This is a genomic window from Chryseobacterium taeanense (assembly GCF_900099685.1).
GTDB lineage: Bacteria > Bacteroidota > Bacteroidia > Flavobacteriales > Weeksellaceae > Chryseobacterium > Chryseobacterium taeanense.
On record NZ_FNDW01000012.1, the window covers coordinates 1 to 16,738 of the forward strand.

General features: G+C 37.0%; 21 protein-coding genes. 14 read left to right on the forward strand and 7 right to left on the reverse strand.

Features of this window, described 5'->3' with window-relative positions:
• Positions 1 to 276: 276 nt before the first annotated feature.
• Positions 277 to 1,686 (reverse strand): aminotransferase-like domain-containing protein, encoded by a 1,410-nt coding sequence (locus tag BLR30_RS14645; protein WP_089860554.1) that lies wholly within the window; start codon positions 1,684 to 1,686, stop codon positions 277 to 279.
• 94 nt (positions 1,687 to 1,780) lie between these two features.
• Here BLR30_RS14645 and BLR30_RS14650 point away from each other — a divergent pair, with 94 nt between their 5' ends.
• The 9 genes from BLR30_RS14650 to BLR30_RS14690 all read left to right on the forward strand — a co-directional run bounded on the left by BLR30_RS14650 (position 1,781) and on the right by BLR30_RS14690 (position 6,498).
• Positions 1,781 to 2,689, forward strand: coding sequence for an EamA family transporter (locus tag BLR30_RS14650; RefSeq protein ID WP_089860557.1), 909 nt, complete (start codon positions 1,781 to 1,783; stop codon positions 2,687 to 2,689).
• A gap of 112 nt (positions 2,690 to 2,801) precedes the next feature.
• Positions 2,802 to 3,263: a GNAT family N-acetyltransferase gene (locus BLR30_RS14655; RefSeq protein WP_089860560.1), complete on the forward strand. Its 462-nt coding sequence runs from the start codon at positions 2,802 to 2,804 to the stop codon at positions 3,261 to 3,263.
• Positions 3,260 to 3,703 (forward strand): GNAT family N-acetyltransferase, encoded by a 444-nt coding sequence (locus tag BLR30_RS14660; RefSeq protein ID WP_089860564.1) that lies wholly within the window; start codon positions 3,260 to 3,262, stop codon positions 3,701 to 3,703. Before BLR30_RS14655 ends, BLR30_RS14660 begins: the two co-directional genes overlap by 4 nt.
• A gap of 3 nt (positions 3,704 to 3,706) precedes the next feature.
• Complete coding sequence (locus BLR30_RS14665; RefSeq protein WP_089860566.1) at positions 3,707 to 4,153, forward strand: PaaI family thioesterase; 447 nt, start codon at positions 3,707 to 3,709, stop codon at positions 4,151 to 4,153.
• 6 nt (positions 4,154 to 4,159) lie between these two features.
• On the forward strand, positions 4,160 to 4,663 hold the full coding sequence (locus tag BLR30_RS14670; protein WP_089860569.1) for a DinB family protein: 504 nt from the start codon (positions 4,160 to 4,162) through the stop codon (positions 4,661 to 4,663).
• Between the two features lie 6 nt (positions 4,664 to 4,669).
• Positions 4,670 to 5,020 carry a nuclear transport factor 2 family protein gene (locus BLR30_RS14675; RefSeq protein WP_089860572.1) on the forward strand — a complete coding sequence of 117 codons (351 nt, stop codon included), beginning with the start codon at positions 4,670 to 4,672 and terminating at the stop codon, positions 5,018 to 5,020.
• A complete protein-coding gene (locus BLR30_RS14680) occupies positions 5,020 to 5,571 on the forward strand; it encodes an AAA family ATPase (RefSeq protein ID WP_089860575.1) in 552 nt (183 codons plus the stop codon). Before BLR30_RS14675 ends, BLR30_RS14680 begins: the two co-directional genes overlap by 1 nt.
• A gap of 4 nt (positions 5,572 to 5,575) precedes the next feature.
• The gene (locus tag BLR30_RS14685) at positions 5,576 to 6,127 is read left to right on the forward strand and encodes a DUF1572 family protein (RefSeq protein WP_089860578.1); all 552 of its coding nucleotides are present in this window, start codon (positions 5,576 to 5,578) and stop codon (positions 6,125 to 6,127) included.
• Between the two features lie 11 nt (positions 6,128 to 6,138).
• Positions 6,139 to 6,498, forward strand: coding sequence for a cupin domain-containing protein (locus BLR30_RS14690; RefSeq protein ID WP_089860580.1), 360 nt, complete (start codon positions 6,139 to 6,141; stop codon positions 6,496 to 6,498).
• Positions 6,499 to 6,672: 174 nt separating this feature from the next.
• Here BLR30_RS14690 and BLR30_RS14695 read toward each other — a convergent pair whose 3' ends face one another.
• On the reverse strand, positions 6,673 to 7,047 hold the full coding sequence (locus BLR30_RS14695; RefSeq protein ID WP_089860583.1) for a winged helix-turn-helix transcriptional regulator: 375 nt from the start codon (positions 7,045 to 7,047) through the stop codon (positions 6,673 to 6,675).
• An 86-nt stretch (positions 7,048 to 7,133) separates the two neighbouring features.
• Here BLR30_RS14695 and BLR30_RS14700 point away from each other — a divergent pair, with 86 nt between their 5' ends.
• Entirely contained in the window at positions 7,134 to 7,682 is a 549-nt protein-coding gene (locus tag BLR30_RS14700; RefSeq protein WP_089860585.1) for an NAD(P)H-dependent oxidoreductase, read from the forward strand.
• 207 nt (positions 7,683 to 7,889) lie between these two features.
• On the forward strand, positions 7,890 to 8,501 hold the full coding sequence (locus tag BLR30_RS14705) for a histidine phosphatase family protein (RefSeq protein ID WP_089860588.1): 612 nt from the start codon (positions 7,890 to 7,892) through the stop codon (positions 8,499 to 8,501).
• Positions 8,502 to 8,516: 15 nt separating this feature from the next.
• On the opposite strand, the gene BLR30_RS14710 is transcribed toward BLR30_RS14705, so the two are convergent.
• On the reverse strand, positions 8,517 to 8,951 hold the full coding sequence (locus BLR30_RS14710) for an Lrp/AsnC family transcriptional regulator (protein WP_089860590.1): 435 nt from the start codon (positions 8,949 to 8,951) through the stop codon (positions 8,517 to 8,519).
• A gap of 110 nt (positions 8,952 to 9,061) precedes the next feature.
• Here BLR30_RS14710 and BLR30_RS14715 point away from each other — a divergent pair, with 110 nt between their 5' ends.
• Both BLR30_RS14715 and BLR30_RS14720 read left to right on the forward strand, forming a co-directional pair.
• Positions 9,062 to 9,514, forward strand: coding sequence for a carboxymuconolactone decarboxylase family protein (locus tag BLR30_RS14715; protein ID WP_089860593.1), 453 nt, complete (start codon positions 9,062 to 9,064; stop codon positions 9,512 to 9,514).
• Complete coding sequence (locus BLR30_RS14720) at positions 9,514 to 9,939, forward strand: GNAT family N-acetyltransferase (protein WP_089860596.1); 426 nt, start codon at positions 9,514 to 9,516, stop codon at positions 9,937 to 9,939. The genes BLR30_RS14715 and BLR30_RS14720 overlap by 1 nt, the downstream gene beginning before the upstream one ends.
• A gap of 395 nt (positions 9,940 to 10,334) precedes the next feature.
• On the opposite strand, the gene BLR30_RS14730 is transcribed toward BLR30_RS14720, so the two are convergent.
• Both BLR30_RS14730 and BLR30_RS14735 read right to left on the reverse strand, forming a co-directional pair.
• Positions 10,335 to 10,697, reverse strand: coding sequence for a hypothetical protein (locus BLR30_RS14730; RefSeq protein ID WP_139164638.1), 363 nt, complete (start codon positions 10,695 to 10,697; stop codon positions 10,335 to 10,337).
• A 27-nt stretch (positions 10,698 to 10,724) separates the two neighbouring features.
• On the reverse strand, positions 10,725 to 11,891 hold the full coding sequence (locus tag BLR30_RS14735; protein ID WP_089860600.1) for an FAD-dependent monooxygenase: 1,167 nt from the start codon (positions 11,889 to 11,891) through the stop codon (positions 10,725 to 10,727).
• Positions 11,892 to 11,982: 91 nt separating this feature from the next.
• Here BLR30_RS14735 and BLR30_RS14740 point away from each other — a divergent pair, with 91 nt between their 5' ends.
• Complete coding sequence (locus BLR30_RS14740; protein WP_089860602.1) at positions 11,983 to 12,936, forward strand: helix-turn-helix transcriptional regulator; 954 nt, start codon at positions 11,983 to 11,985, stop codon at positions 12,934 to 12,936.
• 63 nt (positions 12,937 to 12,999) lie between these two features.
• Here BLR30_RS14740 and mnmE read toward each other — a convergent pair whose 3' ends face one another.
• Both mnmE and BLR30_RS14750 read right to left on the reverse strand, forming a co-directional pair.
• Positions 13,000 to 14,385, reverse strand: coding sequence for a tRNA uridine-5-carboxymethylaminomethyl(34) synthesis GTPase MnmE (gene mnmE, locus BLR30_RS14745; RefSeq protein ID WP_089860604.1), 1,386 nt, complete (start codon positions 14,383 to 14,385; stop codon positions 13,000 to 13,002).
• Between the two features lie 494 nt (positions 14,386 to 14,879).
• The gene (locus tag BLR30_RS14750) at positions 14,880 to 16,649 is read right to left on the reverse strand and encodes an aminopeptidase P family protein (RefSeq protein ID WP_089860607.1); all 1,770 of its coding nucleotides are present in this window, start codon (positions 16,647 to 16,649) and stop codon (positions 14,880 to 14,882) included.
• Between the last annotated feature and the right edge of the window lie 89 nt (positions 16,650 to 16,738).

Here is a 16,738-nt window from a genome sequence, read left to right on the forward strand (position 1 = left end):
CATATTGTTTCTTTCCAAAGAAACCGTCACTCAACTTGAAAAAGGTAAATGACGGTCAACTATTTTTAAACTTTGCTTAAACCGAACTCAGGTTAAAATAGGTATTAAAAAACACCGTATTAGTTGCTCTATTTTTAATATTGCAATCGCGCAGTAAATTTTAAATTACCATTCAATTATAAAGCCTGGATGATGTATAAACTTCCGGGCTTTAGTTTTAATATAAAAAATCATTTAAATTAAACCAGATAAAGTCTACTTTATATTGGATAAATACTAAACAATCAAGCCTTTAGCAATTCTCCCCAACTGTTTCAGTTTGTCATCAATCTGTTCCGACCAGCGTTGACCATAGCTCAACCGCATACAGTTATTAAACTGGTTTTGCAATGAAAACATTCTGCCCGGAGCAATACTTATTTTTTGACGGATAGCCAGATCATACAATTCCGTGGTATCAATTCTTTTGTCCAGTTCCACCCAAAGCATAAATCCACCTTGCGGTTGGCTTATTTTGCTTCCTTCCGGAAAATACTCGGCAACTGCTCTGGCAAATTGCAGGCTATTGGCGTGCAACTCACTTCTTAATTTCCGAAGATGATGTTCATACCTACCTTTTTCAAGGAAATTAGCTATAGTTTCCTGTGTTATAGTGGTAGAGGAAACAGTATGAATGAGCTTCTGATGAACGATTTTATCTTTAAACTTTCCCGGAGCTAACCAGCCCACACGATACCCCGGAGCTAATGTTTTGGATACAGAACCACTCCAAAGAACCAAACCTTCATCAAATACTTTACAAGGTTTAGGGCGGCTGTTCCCGAAATATACATCGCCATACAAATCATCTTCTATGAGCGGAATACCTCGTTCCGAAAGCATTTTCACCACTTCCATTTTATGCTCATCGGGCATACAGCTTCCTAACGGATTGTTGAAATTAGAAACCAGAATACATACTTTTATTTTGAACAGGACTTTTTTTAGAGCATCAGGCTCAATTCCGGTAACAGGATGAGTTGGTAATTCAATAACTTTTAATCCCAAACTTTTTGCCAGTTGCAATATGCCGAAATAAACAGGACTTTCAACAGCAATCGTATCGCCTTTTTGTGTAAGTGCCATCAACCCGAATGAAATGGCATTCATCGCTCCGGCAGCGGTAACAATGTCGTCTTCATTCAAATTTCCATTCCAGGTATAAGTCAATCTGGCAATATCCCTGCGTAATTTTCGGTTTCCCTGAATTTCTTCGTATTCCGTACCATTTCCTTGAAGGTTACGCGTAGCATTGACCAACTCTTTATTGAGCTTAGCGATAGGCAATAATTCGTTTTCGGGAACGCCAAGAGAAAATCGGGTAACATCTTTATTGCTTAACGTTGAATATACTTTGGAAATAAGTGTTTCTACGCCTATTGGTTCAGTTCCCCCGGAAGGTTTACTCACTGAAGGAACCGATAAATAAGCAGGTTGGTGACTGACATAGTAGCCGGACTGTGGCCGGGAAATAATCAGTCCTTTTGCTTCCAGTTCAAGATAAGCCTGTACAGCCGTTGTCATACTCACCCCATATTCACGGTGCAACATACGCAGTGAAGGTATCTTATCTCCTGTTTTCAGTGTGCCGTTTCTTATTTTTTCTTCTAATGCACAAGCGATTTTTTGATATAGGTTTTCTTTCATCTTTTTAAAACTGTACTCTGCAAATTTACTAAAATTGTATCTGTACTTGTATCTTTTTTATGCGTTATTTTGCTTTGTAATTCATCAGTTTACTATGGGTAATCATAAAAATTGGCTGGCATTTGCTGCTCTGGCTGTCGTTTGTTTAGTTTGGGGAACCACTTATTTTGCTATTCGCATTGGGGTAGAAACCTTTCCGCCCTTTTTGTTTGCAGCGGTAAGACAAGTCATTGCCGGAGGTATATTATTGCTGGTGCTTCAGCTCACTGGCAACCTGAAACTAAGCAAAAAGGATTTTGTGCACCAGTCTGTTCCGGGCGTTTTAATGGTAGCATTAGGAAACGGTGTTATCGGCTGGTGCGAACGTTACATTTCGAGCGGACTGGCAGCATTGATTTTGTCGCTCATTCCGGTTTTTGTGGTAGTCATCAGTTATTTGTTCGGGTTTGACAGAAGAAAACCTCATTGGCTAATCGTTACAGGCTTGGTACTAGGTTGTTTGGGAATAACGCTTATTTTCAAGGATAACCTGAAAGACATTGCCAACCCTGAATATTTTATGGGGATGCTGATAGCTTTCGGGGCTTGTTTGGCCTGGGCTTCGGGGAGCGTATATGCTAAATACAAAATCCCCAACAGCAAGAATGTATTGCAAAATGCAGCTTTACAACTTTTTTCCGGAGGTATTGCCCTCTTTGCCTTCAGTGCTTTTTTAGATGATTATACCGAATTGAAAACCGTTACATCTTCCAGCATCTGGGCATTGGTTTACCTGATTATAGTGGGTTCAATCATTGCATATTCCGCTTTTGTGTACGCACTGAAACATTTGCCGATAGGCATTTCATCCCTGTATGCTTACATCAATCCGTTCATTGCGATTATACTCGGATTTCTCTTCCTGAATGAAAAACTAACCGGTATAACCTTATGCGCATTGGTCGCTACTTTGGGTGGAGTATATTGTGTCAATAAAGGTTATCAAAAAATGGTAAAGAAATGAGAATAAAGTGAATTCTTATAGCATATATTTGAATGGATAATTAAAAAACAGTTGCCACCGACAAGCGATTTGAAGAAATATCACTTAAAGTCAGTTTATTTAAAATAAAATTATGAATACTATACATATAGAAAAATATCGTCCCGAATGGAAAACTTATTTTGAGCAATTCAACCGGGCGTGGATTGAAAAATATTTTGTGATGGAAGATATTGACAAACATGTCCTTTCCAATCCTGAAGAAGCTATTTTAAAAGATGGTGGGGAAATCCTTTTCGCTATTTATGACGGTAAAGTAATCGGAACTGTTGCTATAAAAAAAGCGGATGAAGAAACAATGGAACTGACCAAAATGGCAGTGGATGAAAATTATCGGGGCATCGGAGCAGGAAAAATGCTGTGCAAATCTGCTATTGATAAAGCAAAAGATTTGAACGTAAAAAGACTGGTGCTATATACACAATCTGCATTAAAACCGGCGTTGGGTATTTATAAAGAATTAGGTTTTACAGAAGTTCCTGTTGAACAGGGAAAATACAAAAGGGCAAACACTAAAATGGAAATAGAATTATGAAAAAAGAAAAAAAAGATGGTTTTCATATCAAAACCGATTTTGAAAATATGAATGTCAAAGCCATTCATCAATTTTTAAGCACAGAAAGCTATTGGGCAAAAGACATTCCGTTGAAAACGGTAAGTACCGCATTGAAAAATTCTTTTTGCATAGGATTATTTGAAGATGAAAAACAGATTGGCTTTGCCCGTTTGGTAACGGACTATGCCACTTTCGGCTATTTGGCAGATGTATATGTTTTGAGTGAATACAGAGGTAAAGGATTATCAAAAATGATGATAAAACATCTATTGGAATTGGATTTTGTGCAAGGGCTAAGAAGGACATTATTGGCAACATTAGATGCTCATTCGCTTTACCGTCAGTTTGGATTTCAATCTCCTGAAAACCCGGAGCGATTGATGGAAATAAAAAGAAATAATCTTTATAAAGATGTTTAGACTATGAAAGATGAAAGAAAAGCACAACTATTGGAAAGTTTCGGGCGTTCCAAAATAATGCAATTATTCGGTGCTGAAGTAACAGGCTTATCAGTCGGATATTTTGAAATCACAGTTCCCAAACAGGATTTTATGGCTCGTCCTGCAGGAATGTTCAATGGTAGTACCATTGCTTCATTGGTAGACGTTTCTTCGGGCTATGCCGGAGCATCAGCCAAACCGGAAGACAGTTATTTTACAACGGTTGAGCTAAAAGTAAACTACCTAAATCCTGCCATTGGCGAAAAACTTGTTGCTAAAGCTCAGGTTATCAAAAACGGAAAAGTGCTGACGGTAGTTCGTTCAGACGTATTTGCAGTTACAAATGAAGGAAAAGAAACTTTAGCCGCTACTTCATTGGTTACGCTGATGCAGTTATCAAAAAAATCACCCGACAAACAGATAGATTAATCGGATATGGAAATCATTAATATTAAATCTTTTTTGGAATATTACGAGAAAATCAGGCAACGTACCAACCGACTTATTGCCGTTATTCCACCGGAGTATATGGACTGGGCATACAAGCCCGGAAAGTTTACCATTGCTGACCAAATACGACACATTGCAGCCATTGAGCGGAATATGTTTGCCGAAACCATTTTAGGAAAACCTTGTACTTACAATGGGTGTGGTAAAGAACTTGCAGATGGTTACGATAATGTAATCCATTATTTTAACGAGAAACACGAAGAAGCGTTAGCCATTTTCAAAAGTCTGAGCGATGAAGATTTGCAACGTAAATGCCTGACACCCGGTAATGCTCCAATTACAGTTTGGAAGTGGCTTCGGGCAATGACCGAACACGAAATTCACCACAGGGCACAGCTTTATATTTACCTGAACCTGTTGGACGTAAAAACACCGCCCATGTTTGGGCTGAGTTCAGAAGAAATTATTCAAAACAGCCAATCAAAATAAACGAATATGAATACAGACTTTGCAAAAGAATGGCTTGATGCCTGGAACAGCCACGATTTAGATAAGATAATGGAACATTACAGCGAAAACATTGATTTTGTTTCGCCAATTATTCAACAAATAGGAATAAATGTGGAAGGGAAAATTTCCAACAAAAATGATTTAAAGGAATACTTTTCAAAAGCTCTGCAAAAATATCCCGACCTGCATTTCGAGCTTTACCATGAACTCAAAGGAGCCAATTCAACCGTTTTGTTTTATCGAAGCGTAAATAATTCCTTTTCTGCTGAATATATGGAATTGAACAATGAAGGAAAAATAAGTAAAGTCAGAGCACATTATAAGTTTGATGAATAATGAAAAACTTATTCGTTATAACCGGTGGACCCGGAGCAGGAAAAACAACTTTGTTGAATGCTCTGTCAGCAAATGGATATAAAACTATTCCGGAAGCAGCCAGAGCCATTATTCGTGAAGAAACAGAAACAGAAACAGAAACAGACGGAGAGGCTTTGCCGTGGAAAAACAAACAGTTTTATACGGATAAAATGATAGCAGCTTCCATTTTAGATTACAACAGAGCAACAGCAAGCCAGTCAAATGAAATCTGCTTTTTCGACCGAGGTATTTTGGATGCCGTTTGTTATGCGGATATGATTGGCTATGTACTTTCAAAGGAAACCATGGAAAAAGTGTTGAATTGCCAATATAATAGTAAGGTATTTATCCTGCCACCCTGGAAAGAAATTTATCAAACAGATAATGAACGAAAACAGGATTGGCAGGAGGCAGAACAGACTTATTTCCAAATGAAAAGTACTTATGAAAGGTTCGGTTATAAAGTCATAACCGTACCGATAGGTAATATCGATGAAAGAAAAGAATTTGTATTAACCCAAATAAAATAGAGAAATGGACAGCTATTTAGGAAGCATCAAAAAGCAATTCCTGTATTACAAAATGCTTGGAGAAAAAGCAATGGAACAATTACAGGAAGAACAATTATTCTGGCAGTATAGCGAGGAAAGCAACAGTATTGCCATTCTTGTCAATCATATTGCCGGAAATATGTTATCGAGGTTTACCGACTTTCTGACCGCAGACGGAGAAAAGCCCTGGCGAAACCGTGATGCGGAATTTACCAATCCTTTTCAAAACAAAGAAGAACTAATGATACATTGGAATAAAGGTTGGGATTGCCTGATGAATGCTTTAAACCAGCTTACGCAAGCAGATTTAGAGAAAATAATTTATATCCGAAATGATGGTCATACGGTAACCGAAGCCATCAACAGGCAATTAGCCCACTATCCGTATCATATTGGTCAGTTGGTTTTTATAGCCAAAATGCTGAAAAATGAAGATTGGCATACTTTGTCCATTGCCCGTAACAAATCGGAAGATTATAACAACCAAAAATTTTCGCAAGAGAAAAACAGACGACACTATACCGATGATTTATAAAGAACTCCATTATGATTATAAGTAAACAAAATAGCACTCATTATCAATGGGGCAACCACTGTGATGCCTGGACTTTGCTACAATCTGAAAATGTGATTATTAAAGAAGAAAAAATGCCTCCAAATACAGAAGAACAATTTCACTACCATAATGAAACAGCGCAGTTTTTCTATGTCCTGGATGGTAAGGCTTCTTTTTACATAGCGAACGATATTATTTATGTGTCTAAAAACGAAGGGATTAATATCCCCGTTAAAGTAGTCCATAAAATTAGCAATGAAACTTCCGCTGATTTAAGATTTCTAGTAATCTCCTTTCCCGGAAATTCAGACGATAGAGTAAATTCGGATAAAAAGCAAAGCAAAGTATAATATTTACAATACTCTGCCTAAATAGCGTTCACGTATTATCTACGTTATTAAAAACCATTCTAATTCTCGGTGAGATTCTGTCTATAAGAAAGCTTTACTTAAATAAAGATGCTTTTCTTCTAATGTCTTATTAAGTTCAACAATTTTTGCTTCGGTACGCAATCCATTTACAAACTATAAGGCTTTTATAAATTCGCCATTTTCACTTACTGCCTGGTTGCCCCAATTCGTAATAGCTTCCAAAACCTGAACAAGACTTTTCCCAAAATCGGATAGACTGTAAATCACTTTAACAGGTGGTTTTTTGCCATACACTTTTCTTACTATCAAATCATCTTTTTCCAATTGCTTTAATTGCAGACTCAAAGTCATTTCAGTGATGTTAGGCATTTCTTTCCGAAGCTCGTTATACCTTTTGGGGTCATCCTTTAAATGATACAGGATAACGGCTTTCCATTTTCCACCCACCAAATCCATTGTTAGGCTCACAGTGCACGGGTAAGTTTTCTCTTTAAATTTCACACAATCGCCGATACATTCTTTTTTCATTCTACAATTTTTTTAACCTATCTGTTTTGATAGTTATTGCAGATGCAATTTACTAAATTTAGTTTTGTTACTAAAATAATTATAGTATGGCATTAGTAATTTTAGCACACCCTACTTTTGATAAGTCTCTTGCAAACAAAATCATTATCAAAGAATTAAAGTGCAGTAATATAGATGTTGAAATCAGGAATATCCACGACTTATATCCTGACTATAATATTGATGTAAAAGCAGAACAAGAAGCCTTGTTGCGACACAAGACTATCATTTTCCAATACCCGTTTTATTGGTATAGCATGCCAGCCATTTTAAAGCTTTGGTTTGATGTGGTATTTGAATATCAATTTGCTTATGGTTCAAAAGGTGATAAGCTAAAGGACAAAAATTTTGTACCAAGTTTTACGGTAGGTTCATCGCAAAGCAGTTATACAGCTTTGGGCTTTCAGCATTTCCGTGTATATGAATTTTGCAAGCACCTGGAGCAGACAGCTTACCATACCCAAATGAATTACATTGACCCGATTTATTTTTATGGCACTTCGTTAGCTGCAGGCTACACAGAAAATGAAATAAAAGCTAATGCAAAGCATCACGCCCAAAAACTGATACAAAAATTACTGGAATTGGGAGAATAAAACTGCATTACAAATGAAGGGCAGATTTTCAAATATTTATCGGAATAAATCGAGAAATCGTAACGCAGTATGTACTTTTAATACTACAGAATTGGAGTACAAAATGTCTTCCGTTCCGCAATCAACCAGAAATGTTTTCTTAAAATCGACTCAACAAGGTATATGTCCTTAAAAAAATAACTAATTTTAAGCTAAGTTTTGAAGTAAATGGTCATTATCACAATCCAACACCCTGAATCCATTCATCATACAAATGGTATGATCGGTTCATGGACCGACTGGGAACTGACTGAAAAGGGAATCGTTCAGGCGGAAAACATCGCACGCAATATCAGGAAAGAATACCCGGACATCCAATACACAATCTATTCATCACCTCTCAAAAGGACAATGCAAACTGCCGAGATTCTTGGGAAAGAATTACATAGCACTCCCAAGCTCAGCCATGCTCTAAAAGAGAGAAGCCTCGGCAAGGCCATCGGAAAATCTGTCCAATGGCTGAAAGACAATATTGAGAACGAAGAAAAAACAATCTACGACAAGTGCTTCAGTGATGCAGAATCGAGATTCGATGTTTGGAACAGATTACTACCTTTCTACAATGAGATCATGTCAAATTATGAGGAAAATATCATCCTAGTTTCCCATGGCGATACCCTGAGCATCTTCAATGTGATGTGGTTAGGCTTAGATCCGGAAACACTCAATGATATTGACCTATCCGGAGTCAGCGGTGGGGTTTCTTTCCTATACCGAAAGTCATGTGGTAAGAAAATCATTAAGAGGTTAAGCGATACTTCATACATATTGCCTTTTTAGTCTATTTTTTCGGTTTTAAATTTTCTGCCGGTTTATTTCTGAAAGCTGAATAGATGTCGTTGGAATCCCATAGGGAATAAGTCTGTCTATGAGGTTTTCAAGGTGAGAACTGTCCCGTAAGATACATTCGGTAATCAGGCAATATTCGCCCGTTACTCTTTTGCAATTTAAAATTTCCGGAAATTTTTCCAGATCAGCAATGAATTTTCTGAAATCATCATTTTTAAATTTCATACTAATCAGTACTTTCAGATCATAACCTAATTTCTGATGGTCTATTTCCACACTGAACCGACGTATTATCCCATTATCAACCAAATTCATCACGCGCTCTTTGGTGGCTGATTGTGACAGCGAAATCAGTCTTCCAATTTCAGCATAGCTAAGCCTCGAATTCTGGCTTAGGATCCGAAGGATTTTGTAGTCAAAATCATCTAAAGTTATTTTCATTTAAAAATTACATTCTATCAATTAAATCAATCAAAATTAATAAATAATTCCATTAATTCCGTTTTATCATATTTGTTTAAATATTGAAATTTGTGATATAAATAAATAATATGGCACGAATCAAATTTTCAAACAATGGAAACACTCCATTTGAAAAACTTATTGGACACAATACCGATTTTCTTAAAGAATGGAACGATCTGGAGGAAACCTTATGGAAGAAAACGTTGCTGGACCAATACTTGCTGGAGCAGGTTCGAAGAACAATGGCTTTTGGAAATGGTTGTGAATACTGCATGGTAAAAGGCGGAAAACCTGATTTTGATGAATCGCAGATGAAAATCTCTACGGCGGCTTCTTTTGCAGAATTGTTTTGCATAGACCACCGTTCTATCTCGGATGCACATTTTGAGATGCTTAGAAAATATTTTTCGGATGAAGAAATTTCGGAATTATGTGTTTTCATTTCCTTCATAAATGCGTCACAAAAGCTCGGGAAAACACTGAACTTAACAGAAGATCTACAAGCAGAAGCGGTTGTTAAATTAAAAGATATAGAATAATGCGAATTGAAGTTTTAAAAAAAAGCAGTCTCACTGCAAATGTCCAGAATCAGGTTTATGAGCTATTTAAACAACTGAGCCCTAACAAAAAACAACTGAAACTGGATGAGATTTTAATGGAGGACAACCCTGTAACATTGGTTGGATGTTTCATAGGGGATCGAATCGTAGGAATTGCCTCCATGGCGATCTACAAAGTGATTTCGGGGAACAAAGGCTGGATTGAAGATGTGATTGTTGATGAGAATTATCGTGGAATGGGAATTGGGTTGAAGCTTATAGAAAAATTGCTGTCTATCTCAAGCGAGAAACAACTGAGTGAAGTCTTGCTTTTTACCGAAGAGCACCGAACTGCGGCCATCAGCTTATATGAAAAGTTGGGTTTCAGTAAAAAGGAAAGCAACATTTATAGACTAAGCAAATAATGTAAATTAGAATAATAGCAATCGGAAACTTGTCGTATAAGTAAATTTAGAAAAATATCTTTCTGTCAATATTTTATGAATATTAGAACAATAACCGAAGATTAAAGAACTATCGTTTTTACAACCCAAACTATCCACATCAAATGATGCAGATCTTCCTGCGGAAGAACCGCATCATTTGTTCAACTTCTTAACTACCGACAAACACGAAGACGGCTTGATTGAAGCACTGGGCGGCATATTGCTCTAAGCCTGGGGCGAAGATTACGAAGAACAGGGCTTCGCCAATAAGATGAAGAAGAAGCGTAAACGCCACAGAAAGAATAATTAGTTAAAATTCAAATGTTGCAGCATTAGATATATGAGTTGTGCTTTTATTCTCTATTCAATAGTTATTATGGTTTAGACATGGCAGATATTACTTTATATCCTAAAAATACGCAGGGTAAAACACCTAAAATCATTAATACCCAAAACCAGATAGGGTTCACAGCCGACAACCATAGCCAACCCACAACCAGTATTATTAAAGTACCAACTATCAGATTTTCTCTAGCTTTTCCTCCAATCTTTGTGGTAATTAATCCTCCTAAAAAGCAGCTGACCCAGACACAAAAAAGTTTGATGATAAATTGAGAAACATTGGTGTCGGCTAATTCCTGATTGATAAATATTTCCAAAGATGACGGGAACAACATACCTTGTACCTTAGCAAAAACAGAACTCAATAGTCCTATTGTTCCGAACCCTACTATCACGGAAAGTATCTTTCTAAAATTCATTATTTAATTTATTTTAAAATTCAACTGATCTTCAGTTAATACAATTGGATCGGTCATTATTTTTTGTACATCTTCATCAGATGCAGCTCTGAATGAATGGATAAACTGGTGTAATTTTTCTTCGCTATCAGGAATAAATGACGCAGCATTATTTTTTGCATTTCCTTGAAATTTCTGAATTATAGGCTGCATGATCGTATCATAGTTGGCACAAGCCGTTTTTAAATTATTGGGATTTTCGTAAATAAAATGAGCCAAAGCTTTTGCTCCGTAAATAGATAACGATGCTCCCATTCCCGATAATGCTGTAGGACAATAGCCCGCATCTCCCAATAAAACCACATTGCGGTTTACTAAAGTGGTTGAATTTATCATTCCCATTTTATCAATAAACATAAGACCATTATTCACGAAACGATCCAACAAATGCTGTACATCTTTATTGTATCCAGTAAAAGAAGTTCTGAGTATTTCATCGGCTTTATTTTGAATGGATGCTAAATCTCCTTTGTCATGTATATAACACTGAATAGCTATTTCATCGGAAGCAATGGGATAAATAGAAAGCATCTTATTCATATAAATATTGAATTTGCCCACCTCATAAGAATGATGCTCTTTCAATCGTCCTCCCATGTAAAGTACATTAAAATCCTCCAGCGTACTTTCGGGAAAATAATTCTGTCTTGTTGTAGAGCGTAATCCTTCTGAAACGATAAGAAGGTCGGCTTCCAACAAGTTTCCGTTATTGAGTAAGATGTTGACTTTGTTTTCATCATACGTTAGTTTCTCAACAGAACATGAAAAAAGAATATCCACTTCATCCTTTAGATCATTGTATAAAACGTGATGCAGTCCGCCTCGTGTTATCAATACGGAACGTTCAATGTTCTCGTTCATTTTCTCATAGCTAAGACCCTGTATAATCGTATCGTTTGATTCTCTGAAATTTACAAATTCCGATGGTGATGATGCTTGCTGTAATTGTTCTGCTAATCCTAATTCGTCCATAATACGAACCCCAAAACTCTTGAGAGAAATAAGAAACCCCGATTTGCTGAATGATGCAGCTCTTTCCAAAACAATTACTTTATGACCTTGTTTGCTCAATAGTTTTGCTGCAGTTAATCCGGCGATGCCTCCTCCTGAAATCACAATATTTTTTTTCATTGTTTCTAAGCTTTAATTTTATAACGCAAATTTATTTTTATATTTACAGATAAAATAGTTCAAATTAAACCAATAATAGTCCAAAAAAATTATGTTTAATGAAAAACTTAAAATGAGGCGACTCGCTGAAAAACTCGGTCTCTCCCTATCTTCTATTGAAGAAGAAATAAAACTTTTGCATTTCAACCAATTGAACATTGTGGACTTGATGCCCGATATATTACTAATGGTTCGCTCCTTAATTGCCAGCCAGACTTTTACTTATAAAAGAAAACCAATCGGGGTCATAGAAAAAGGATTGTTCATTTCGTTTCAAAATATTTTTCTTACGGAAGAAACGGGTAAAGCAATTGGCAAAAGAGCATTGAACAATCAGCCACATGTTCGCATTATGCCTTCGCATTTAGAAAGCGAAGTGATATTTCCTGGAGATGTTCACGTACAGCAAATCACCATTTTAGTTGAACTCGAATACCTGAAACGTTTTGTAGGAAACGATGCAGATAAATTGTCCTATCTTTTTGATGTAGAAAAAACCTTCTGGATAGAAGAATTTATGTCACCTGAAATGTCTGATTTGGTTGCTGAGTTGGCCAATCTTTCAACAGAAAACATTTTATCGCAAGCCTTTTATCGGTTAAAAGCTCTTGAGCTTATTTATTTGCTTTTCAGCAATTTATTAAAAAGAGAAAAAACAGAACACCATCATCTTAGCAATGCTGAAATTGATGCGGTTTATTTGGTTAGAAATACGATAGAATCAAATCTGGAAAAACCACTTACAAAAGATGAACTGGTAAAACTTAGTGGAATGAATGAGCTAAAACTACGAAGAATATTTACACAAGTTTTTGGCAAAGGAATTTACGAATATTACAATCATCTGCGTATGCAAAAGGCGGCAACACTATTAAGGCAAGGAGACCTCTCAGTTTCAGAAGTCGGCTATCAATTAGGATTTAGCAATTTGAGTTATTTCGGGAGGTTATTTGAAAAACACTTTGGGTTAAAACCAAAAAAGTGGAATGATAAAAATAGAATCTAAAAACTTTTTACCGCATTTTAATATTAACAAACCCTGCCCATAAAAAAGCTAAGAAAAGCTAAATTATTTCCCGATACAAAACTTAGAAAAAATATTCCCCAACACTTCATCGTTAGTCACCTCGCCGGATATTTCTCCGAGATATTCCAGAGCATTTCTCAATTCGTAGGCCAGCAGTTCGGTAGAAATGCGGAAAGTGATAGCTTCATTTACTTTGTGAACAGCATTCAGAGATTTCTGCAAAGCTTCAAAATGACGCTGATTGGTGATGACCACGTTATTTTCCGATGCCTTTAGCTGCTCAATATAAGAAGAGAGTTCGTTTTTCAGATCCTCAATATTCTGATTCTCAATCGCCGATATTTTTATAAAATCAAACTCATGAAAAATCTGGTTTCTGAAAACATCTTCCATTTTTCCATATTGTGCAGGTGAGACTTCATCAATTTTTGTAGCACAGATAATTAGCTTAAGATCATCTCGCAGCAAAGATTTTATCATCTCAATATCCTCAGAAAAATATTCAGTTCCCGCATCAGCCAAATAGACAAGGATATTGGCATTTTCCACTTTTTCTTTCGCTTTTTTTACTCCAATAGCTTCAATTTCGTCAACTGTTTCACGCAATCCTGCCGTATCGATCAGACGAAAGGCATGTCCTTTAATATGAAGAATTTCTTCAATCGTATCTCTTGTCGTTCCGGCAATATTACTGACGATCGCACGTTCTTCCTTCAGTAAAGCATTTAACAGAGTCGATTTTCCCGCATTTGGTTTTCCAATGATGGCAACAGCCGTTCCGTTTTTTATAGCGTTTCCGTACTGAAAACTTTCGATAAGCGAATTTAGTTTTATTTCGATTTTATTAAGTAACTGGGTGAGCGCAGTTCTGTCGGCAAATTCCACATCTTCTTCAGCAAAATCCAGTTCCAGCTCAATTAATGAAACAAAATTCAACAAATCAGTTCTCAATAGAGAAATTTCATTTGTAATTCCGCCTTTAAGCTGACTGATGGCTACTTTTCGCGAAGCTTCATTTTCAGATGCAATGACATCTGCAATTGCTTCAGCCTGAGAAAGATCAATTCTTCCATTGATAAAAGCACGCAACGTAAATTCTCCCGCTTTTGCCATTCTTGCGCCATTCTTAATCAGCGTTTCCAGAATACGTTTACCGATGTGCGGAGAGCCGTGAAAAGCAATTTCCACCGAATTTTCGGTAGTAAAGCTTTTCGGAGCCAGAAAAATAGACACCATCACCTCATCAATTACCTCTTCTCCGTCCATAAAATACCCGTAATGGATCGTGTGAGACTTCTGTTTTGCCAGGTTTTTACCGGGAAAACTCTTCTGAACTACAGGTAAAGCATCATTTCCGGAAACCCGGATGATCCCCAAAGCTCCCACTCCATTGGCCGTAGCCAGTGCACAAATGGTATCATTATTCATAGTGCAAATTTACGTTTTTTCATTACAAACAAAAATGTCTTTTATCTATTGTAGTTATTCACCAAACTCAACTTTTCTATCATTCTCCAAAATAACTAGAAGCTATTTCCGGTTATCCGCTCATACTCCTCACCCCTCACCTCTCCTTTTGCGAGCTGCGGGGTATCCGCTACTACCCGGGCTAGGATATTCTGCATTCATTCAATATCAGTCAGAATTTGAAAGCCATAGGTTAACTAATAAAAAAATCACTCCAGAAACTGAAGTGATTACCGCTTTGAATTTACTAGTTATATGAAGATGAATGATGTTTTATTTGTTGTAACAAAGATAGAAGTATTCATTTTCCGGAACCTCAGGATAATCCCTAAAATTATTACCGTAAAAATACGGTTGCGCAAAACAAACCCGCCCGGCAGTTCCTGCCGGGCGGGTAATTATCTATTACTGATCAGAACAATTTTAAAGTTCCAATATAATTATAATTTTATTTTTTACAGCGGACTTACCAATTGTGTAAACCATTCTTTCACATTACCTTCCAGATGAGGCCCTATTTTTTCCTCACAAATTTGGTGATATCTGTTCAGCCATGCAATTTCTTCTTCAGAAAGAATTTCCTTTACAATTGTATCTTTAAAGAATGGACAGAACGTTAATGTTTCAAACTCATAGAAAGTTCCTGAATCAGTCGTTTCAGATTCTTTTACGGCGATCAGATTTTCGTGACGGATTCCATAATGTCCTTCCACATAATATCCCGGCTCATTAGAACAAACCATTCCAGGCAAAAGCTCCTGAGGATTCATATCCTTTCTGATATTCTGAGGACCTTCGTGAACATTCATGAAACTTCCCACGCCATGTCCGGTTCCATGATTAAAATCTTTTCCATCCATCCAAAGCGGAAGTCTGGCAATTGCATCCAGCTGTACCCCTCTTGTTCCTTTTGGAAATTTCACCATAGAAAGGCGGATCATTCCCTGCAAAACTAAGGTTGAATTTCTCTTAAATTCATCAGAAACAGTTCCCAATGCAAACGTTCTTGTAATATCCGTAGTTCCTTCAAGATACTGACCTCCGGAATCTACCAGAATACTCGCTTCGTTAGTTACTTCCTTGCTGCCTTCTTTTTTTGCGGAATAGTGCATAATCGCACCATTATCTTTATATCCTACAATACTCCCGAAACTTTCGCCGACAAAGTTTTCTCCTTCCGCACGGAAACCTCTCAGTGTTTCACCGATAGAATATTCTGTCATCGGTTCCTTGCCTGCATTATGAGTAAGCCAGTAGAGAAACTTTACCATAGCTACACCATCTCTCACCATTACTTTTCTGAATCCTTCCAGTTCGGTTTCGTTTTTCTGGGCCTTCATTAAATTCCCGGGAACCGGAGCTTTGATAAATTGATTTTCGGATTTTAATGCTTCAAAAACAGACTGATTGCTGTTCGGCGATACCAAAACCTTTTCATCTTTAAATTCTTTCAGACAGTTATAGAATTCTTCGTAAGGCATCATTTTTACCCAAGCATCATCCATCTGCTTTCTGGCATCTACTTCAAGTTTTTCAAGATCTGTAAAAAGTTTTGCATCATTTTTCGTAATCACAATATATCCTAAAAACACAGGATTGCTTTGCACATCACTTCCCCGTAGATTCAATGTCCATGCAACATCGTCAAGACTTGAAATAACATGAACCGTTGCCTCCAGAGATTCCATCTTCTGACGGATCGCTGCTATTTTTTCAGCAACAGATTTACCTGATCTTTCTATCGGTTGAATGAAAATCGGATTTTTAGAAGGTACCCCTCTGTCTGTCCATACATTATCCAGAAGAGGAAGATCTACTAAGGTTTTATTTTTAGCATTTAATTTCTCAGTCAGCAGTTCCCAATTAGCGTGGGAAGTTGCCAAAGCATTTACTGCGACTCTTCCTTCTGCAGGGATTTCAGAAATAATCCAGTCGATATAATTGGGCGTTCCTTCCATTCCTTCTTTGAAAAGGTCAATCCCAGATCCTTCCAGTTCAATGGCTGCTTGCGTAAAATATCTTCCGTCCGTCCAGAGTCCGGCTTTATCCTTAGTCACCACAACAAAACCTGCTGAACCTAAAAAACCTGACAACCAGGCTCTTTCCTGCCATTCTTCCGGCAGATATTCACTCATATGCGGGTCGGCAGAATATACGATAAATGCATCAACATTATTTTTCTGCATTTCTTCACGAAGCGCAGCTATTTTTTCCTTTGAAGTCATTTTTGAATAATTTTTAAAGATGTGAAGTTACGAATTTAAAGGTTACCTGACAGTGTTAAATTATGTTTTAGCGGATTTATTACAGCATA

Excerpts from the sequence above, each read along its gene's own strand:
- BLR30_RS14700 (WP_089860585.1), top strand. The coding sequence starts at position 7,134 with ATGGCATTAGTAATTTTAGCACACCCTACTTTTGATAAGTCTCTTGCA.
- BLR30_RS14680 (WP_089860575.1), top strand. The coding sequence starts at position 5,020 with ATGAAAAACTTATTCGTTATAACCGGTGGACCCGGAGCAGGAAAAACA.
- BLR30_RS14735 (WP_089860600.1), bottom strand. The coding sequence starts at position 11,891 with ATGAAAAAAAATATTGTGATTTCAGGAGGAGGCATCGCCGGATTAACT.
- BLR30_RS14670 (WP_089860569.1), top strand. The coding sequence starts at position 4,160 with ATGGAAATCATTAATATTAAATCTTTTTTGGAATATTACGAGAAAATC.
- BLR30_RS14740 (WP_089860602.1), top strand. The coding sequence starts at position 11,983 with ATGTTTAATGAAAAACTTAAAATGAGGCGACTCGCTGAAAAACTCGGT.
- BLR30_RS14710 (WP_089860590.1), bottom strand. The coding sequence starts at position 8,951 with ATGAAAATAACTTTAGATGATTTTGACTACAAAATCCTTCGGATCCTA.
- BLR30_RS14665 (WP_089860566.1), top strand. The coding sequence starts at position 3,707 with ATGAAAGATGAAAGAAAAGCACAACTATTGGAAAGTTTCGGGCGTTCC.
- BLR30_RS14720 (WP_089860596.1), top strand. The coding sequence starts at position 9,514 with ATGCGAATTGAAGTTTTAAAAAAAAGCAGTCTCACTGCAAATGTCCAG.
- BLR30_RS14655 (WP_089860560.1), top strand. The coding sequence starts at position 2,802 with ATGAATACTATACATATAGAAAAATATCGTCCCGAATGGAAAACTTAT.
- BLR30_RS14660 (WP_089860564.1), top strand. The coding sequence starts at position 3,260 with ATGAAAAAAGAAAAAAAAGATGGTTTTCATATCAAAACCGATTTTGAA.
- BLR30_RS14705 (WP_089860588.1), top strand. The coding sequence starts at position 7,890 with ATGGTCATTATCACAATCCAACACCCTGAATCCATTCATCATACAAAT.
- mnmE (WP_089860604.1), bottom strand. The coding sequence starts at position 14,385 with ATGAATAATGATACCATTTGTGCACTGGCTACGGCCAATGGAGTGGGA.
- BLR30_RS14715 (WP_089860593.1), top strand. The coding sequence starts at position 9,062 with ATGGCACGAATCAAATTTTCAAACAATGGAAACACTCCATTTGAAAAA.
- BLR30_RS14650 (WP_089860557.1), top strand. The coding sequence starts at position 1,781 with ATGGGTAATCATAAAAATTGGCTGGCATTTGCTGCTCTGGCTGTCGTT.
- BLR30_RS14750 (WP_089860607.1), bottom strand. The coding sequence starts at position 16,649 with ATGACTTCAAAGGAAAAAATAGCTGCGCTTCGTGAAGAAATGCAGAAA.
- BLR30_RS14675 (WP_089860572.1), top strand. The coding sequence starts at position 4,670 with ATGAATACAGACTTTGCAAAAGAATGGCTTGATGCCTGGAACAGCCAC.
- BLR30_RS14645 (WP_089860554.1), bottom strand. The coding sequence starts at position 1,686 with ATGAAAGAAAACCTATATCAAAAAATCGCTTGTGCATTAGAAGAAAAA.
- BLR30_RS14690 (WP_089860580.1), top strand. The coding sequence starts at position 6,139 with ATGATTATAAGTAAACAAAATAGCACTCATTATCAATGGGGCAACCAC.
- BLR30_RS14695 (WP_089860583.1), bottom strand. The coding sequence starts at position 7,047 with ATGAAAAAAGAATGTATCGGCGATTGTGTGAAATTTAAAGAGAAAACT.
- BLR30_RS14685 (WP_089860578.1), top strand. The coding sequence starts at position 5,576 with ATGGACAGCTATTTAGGAAGCATCAAAAAGCAATTCCTGTATTACAAA.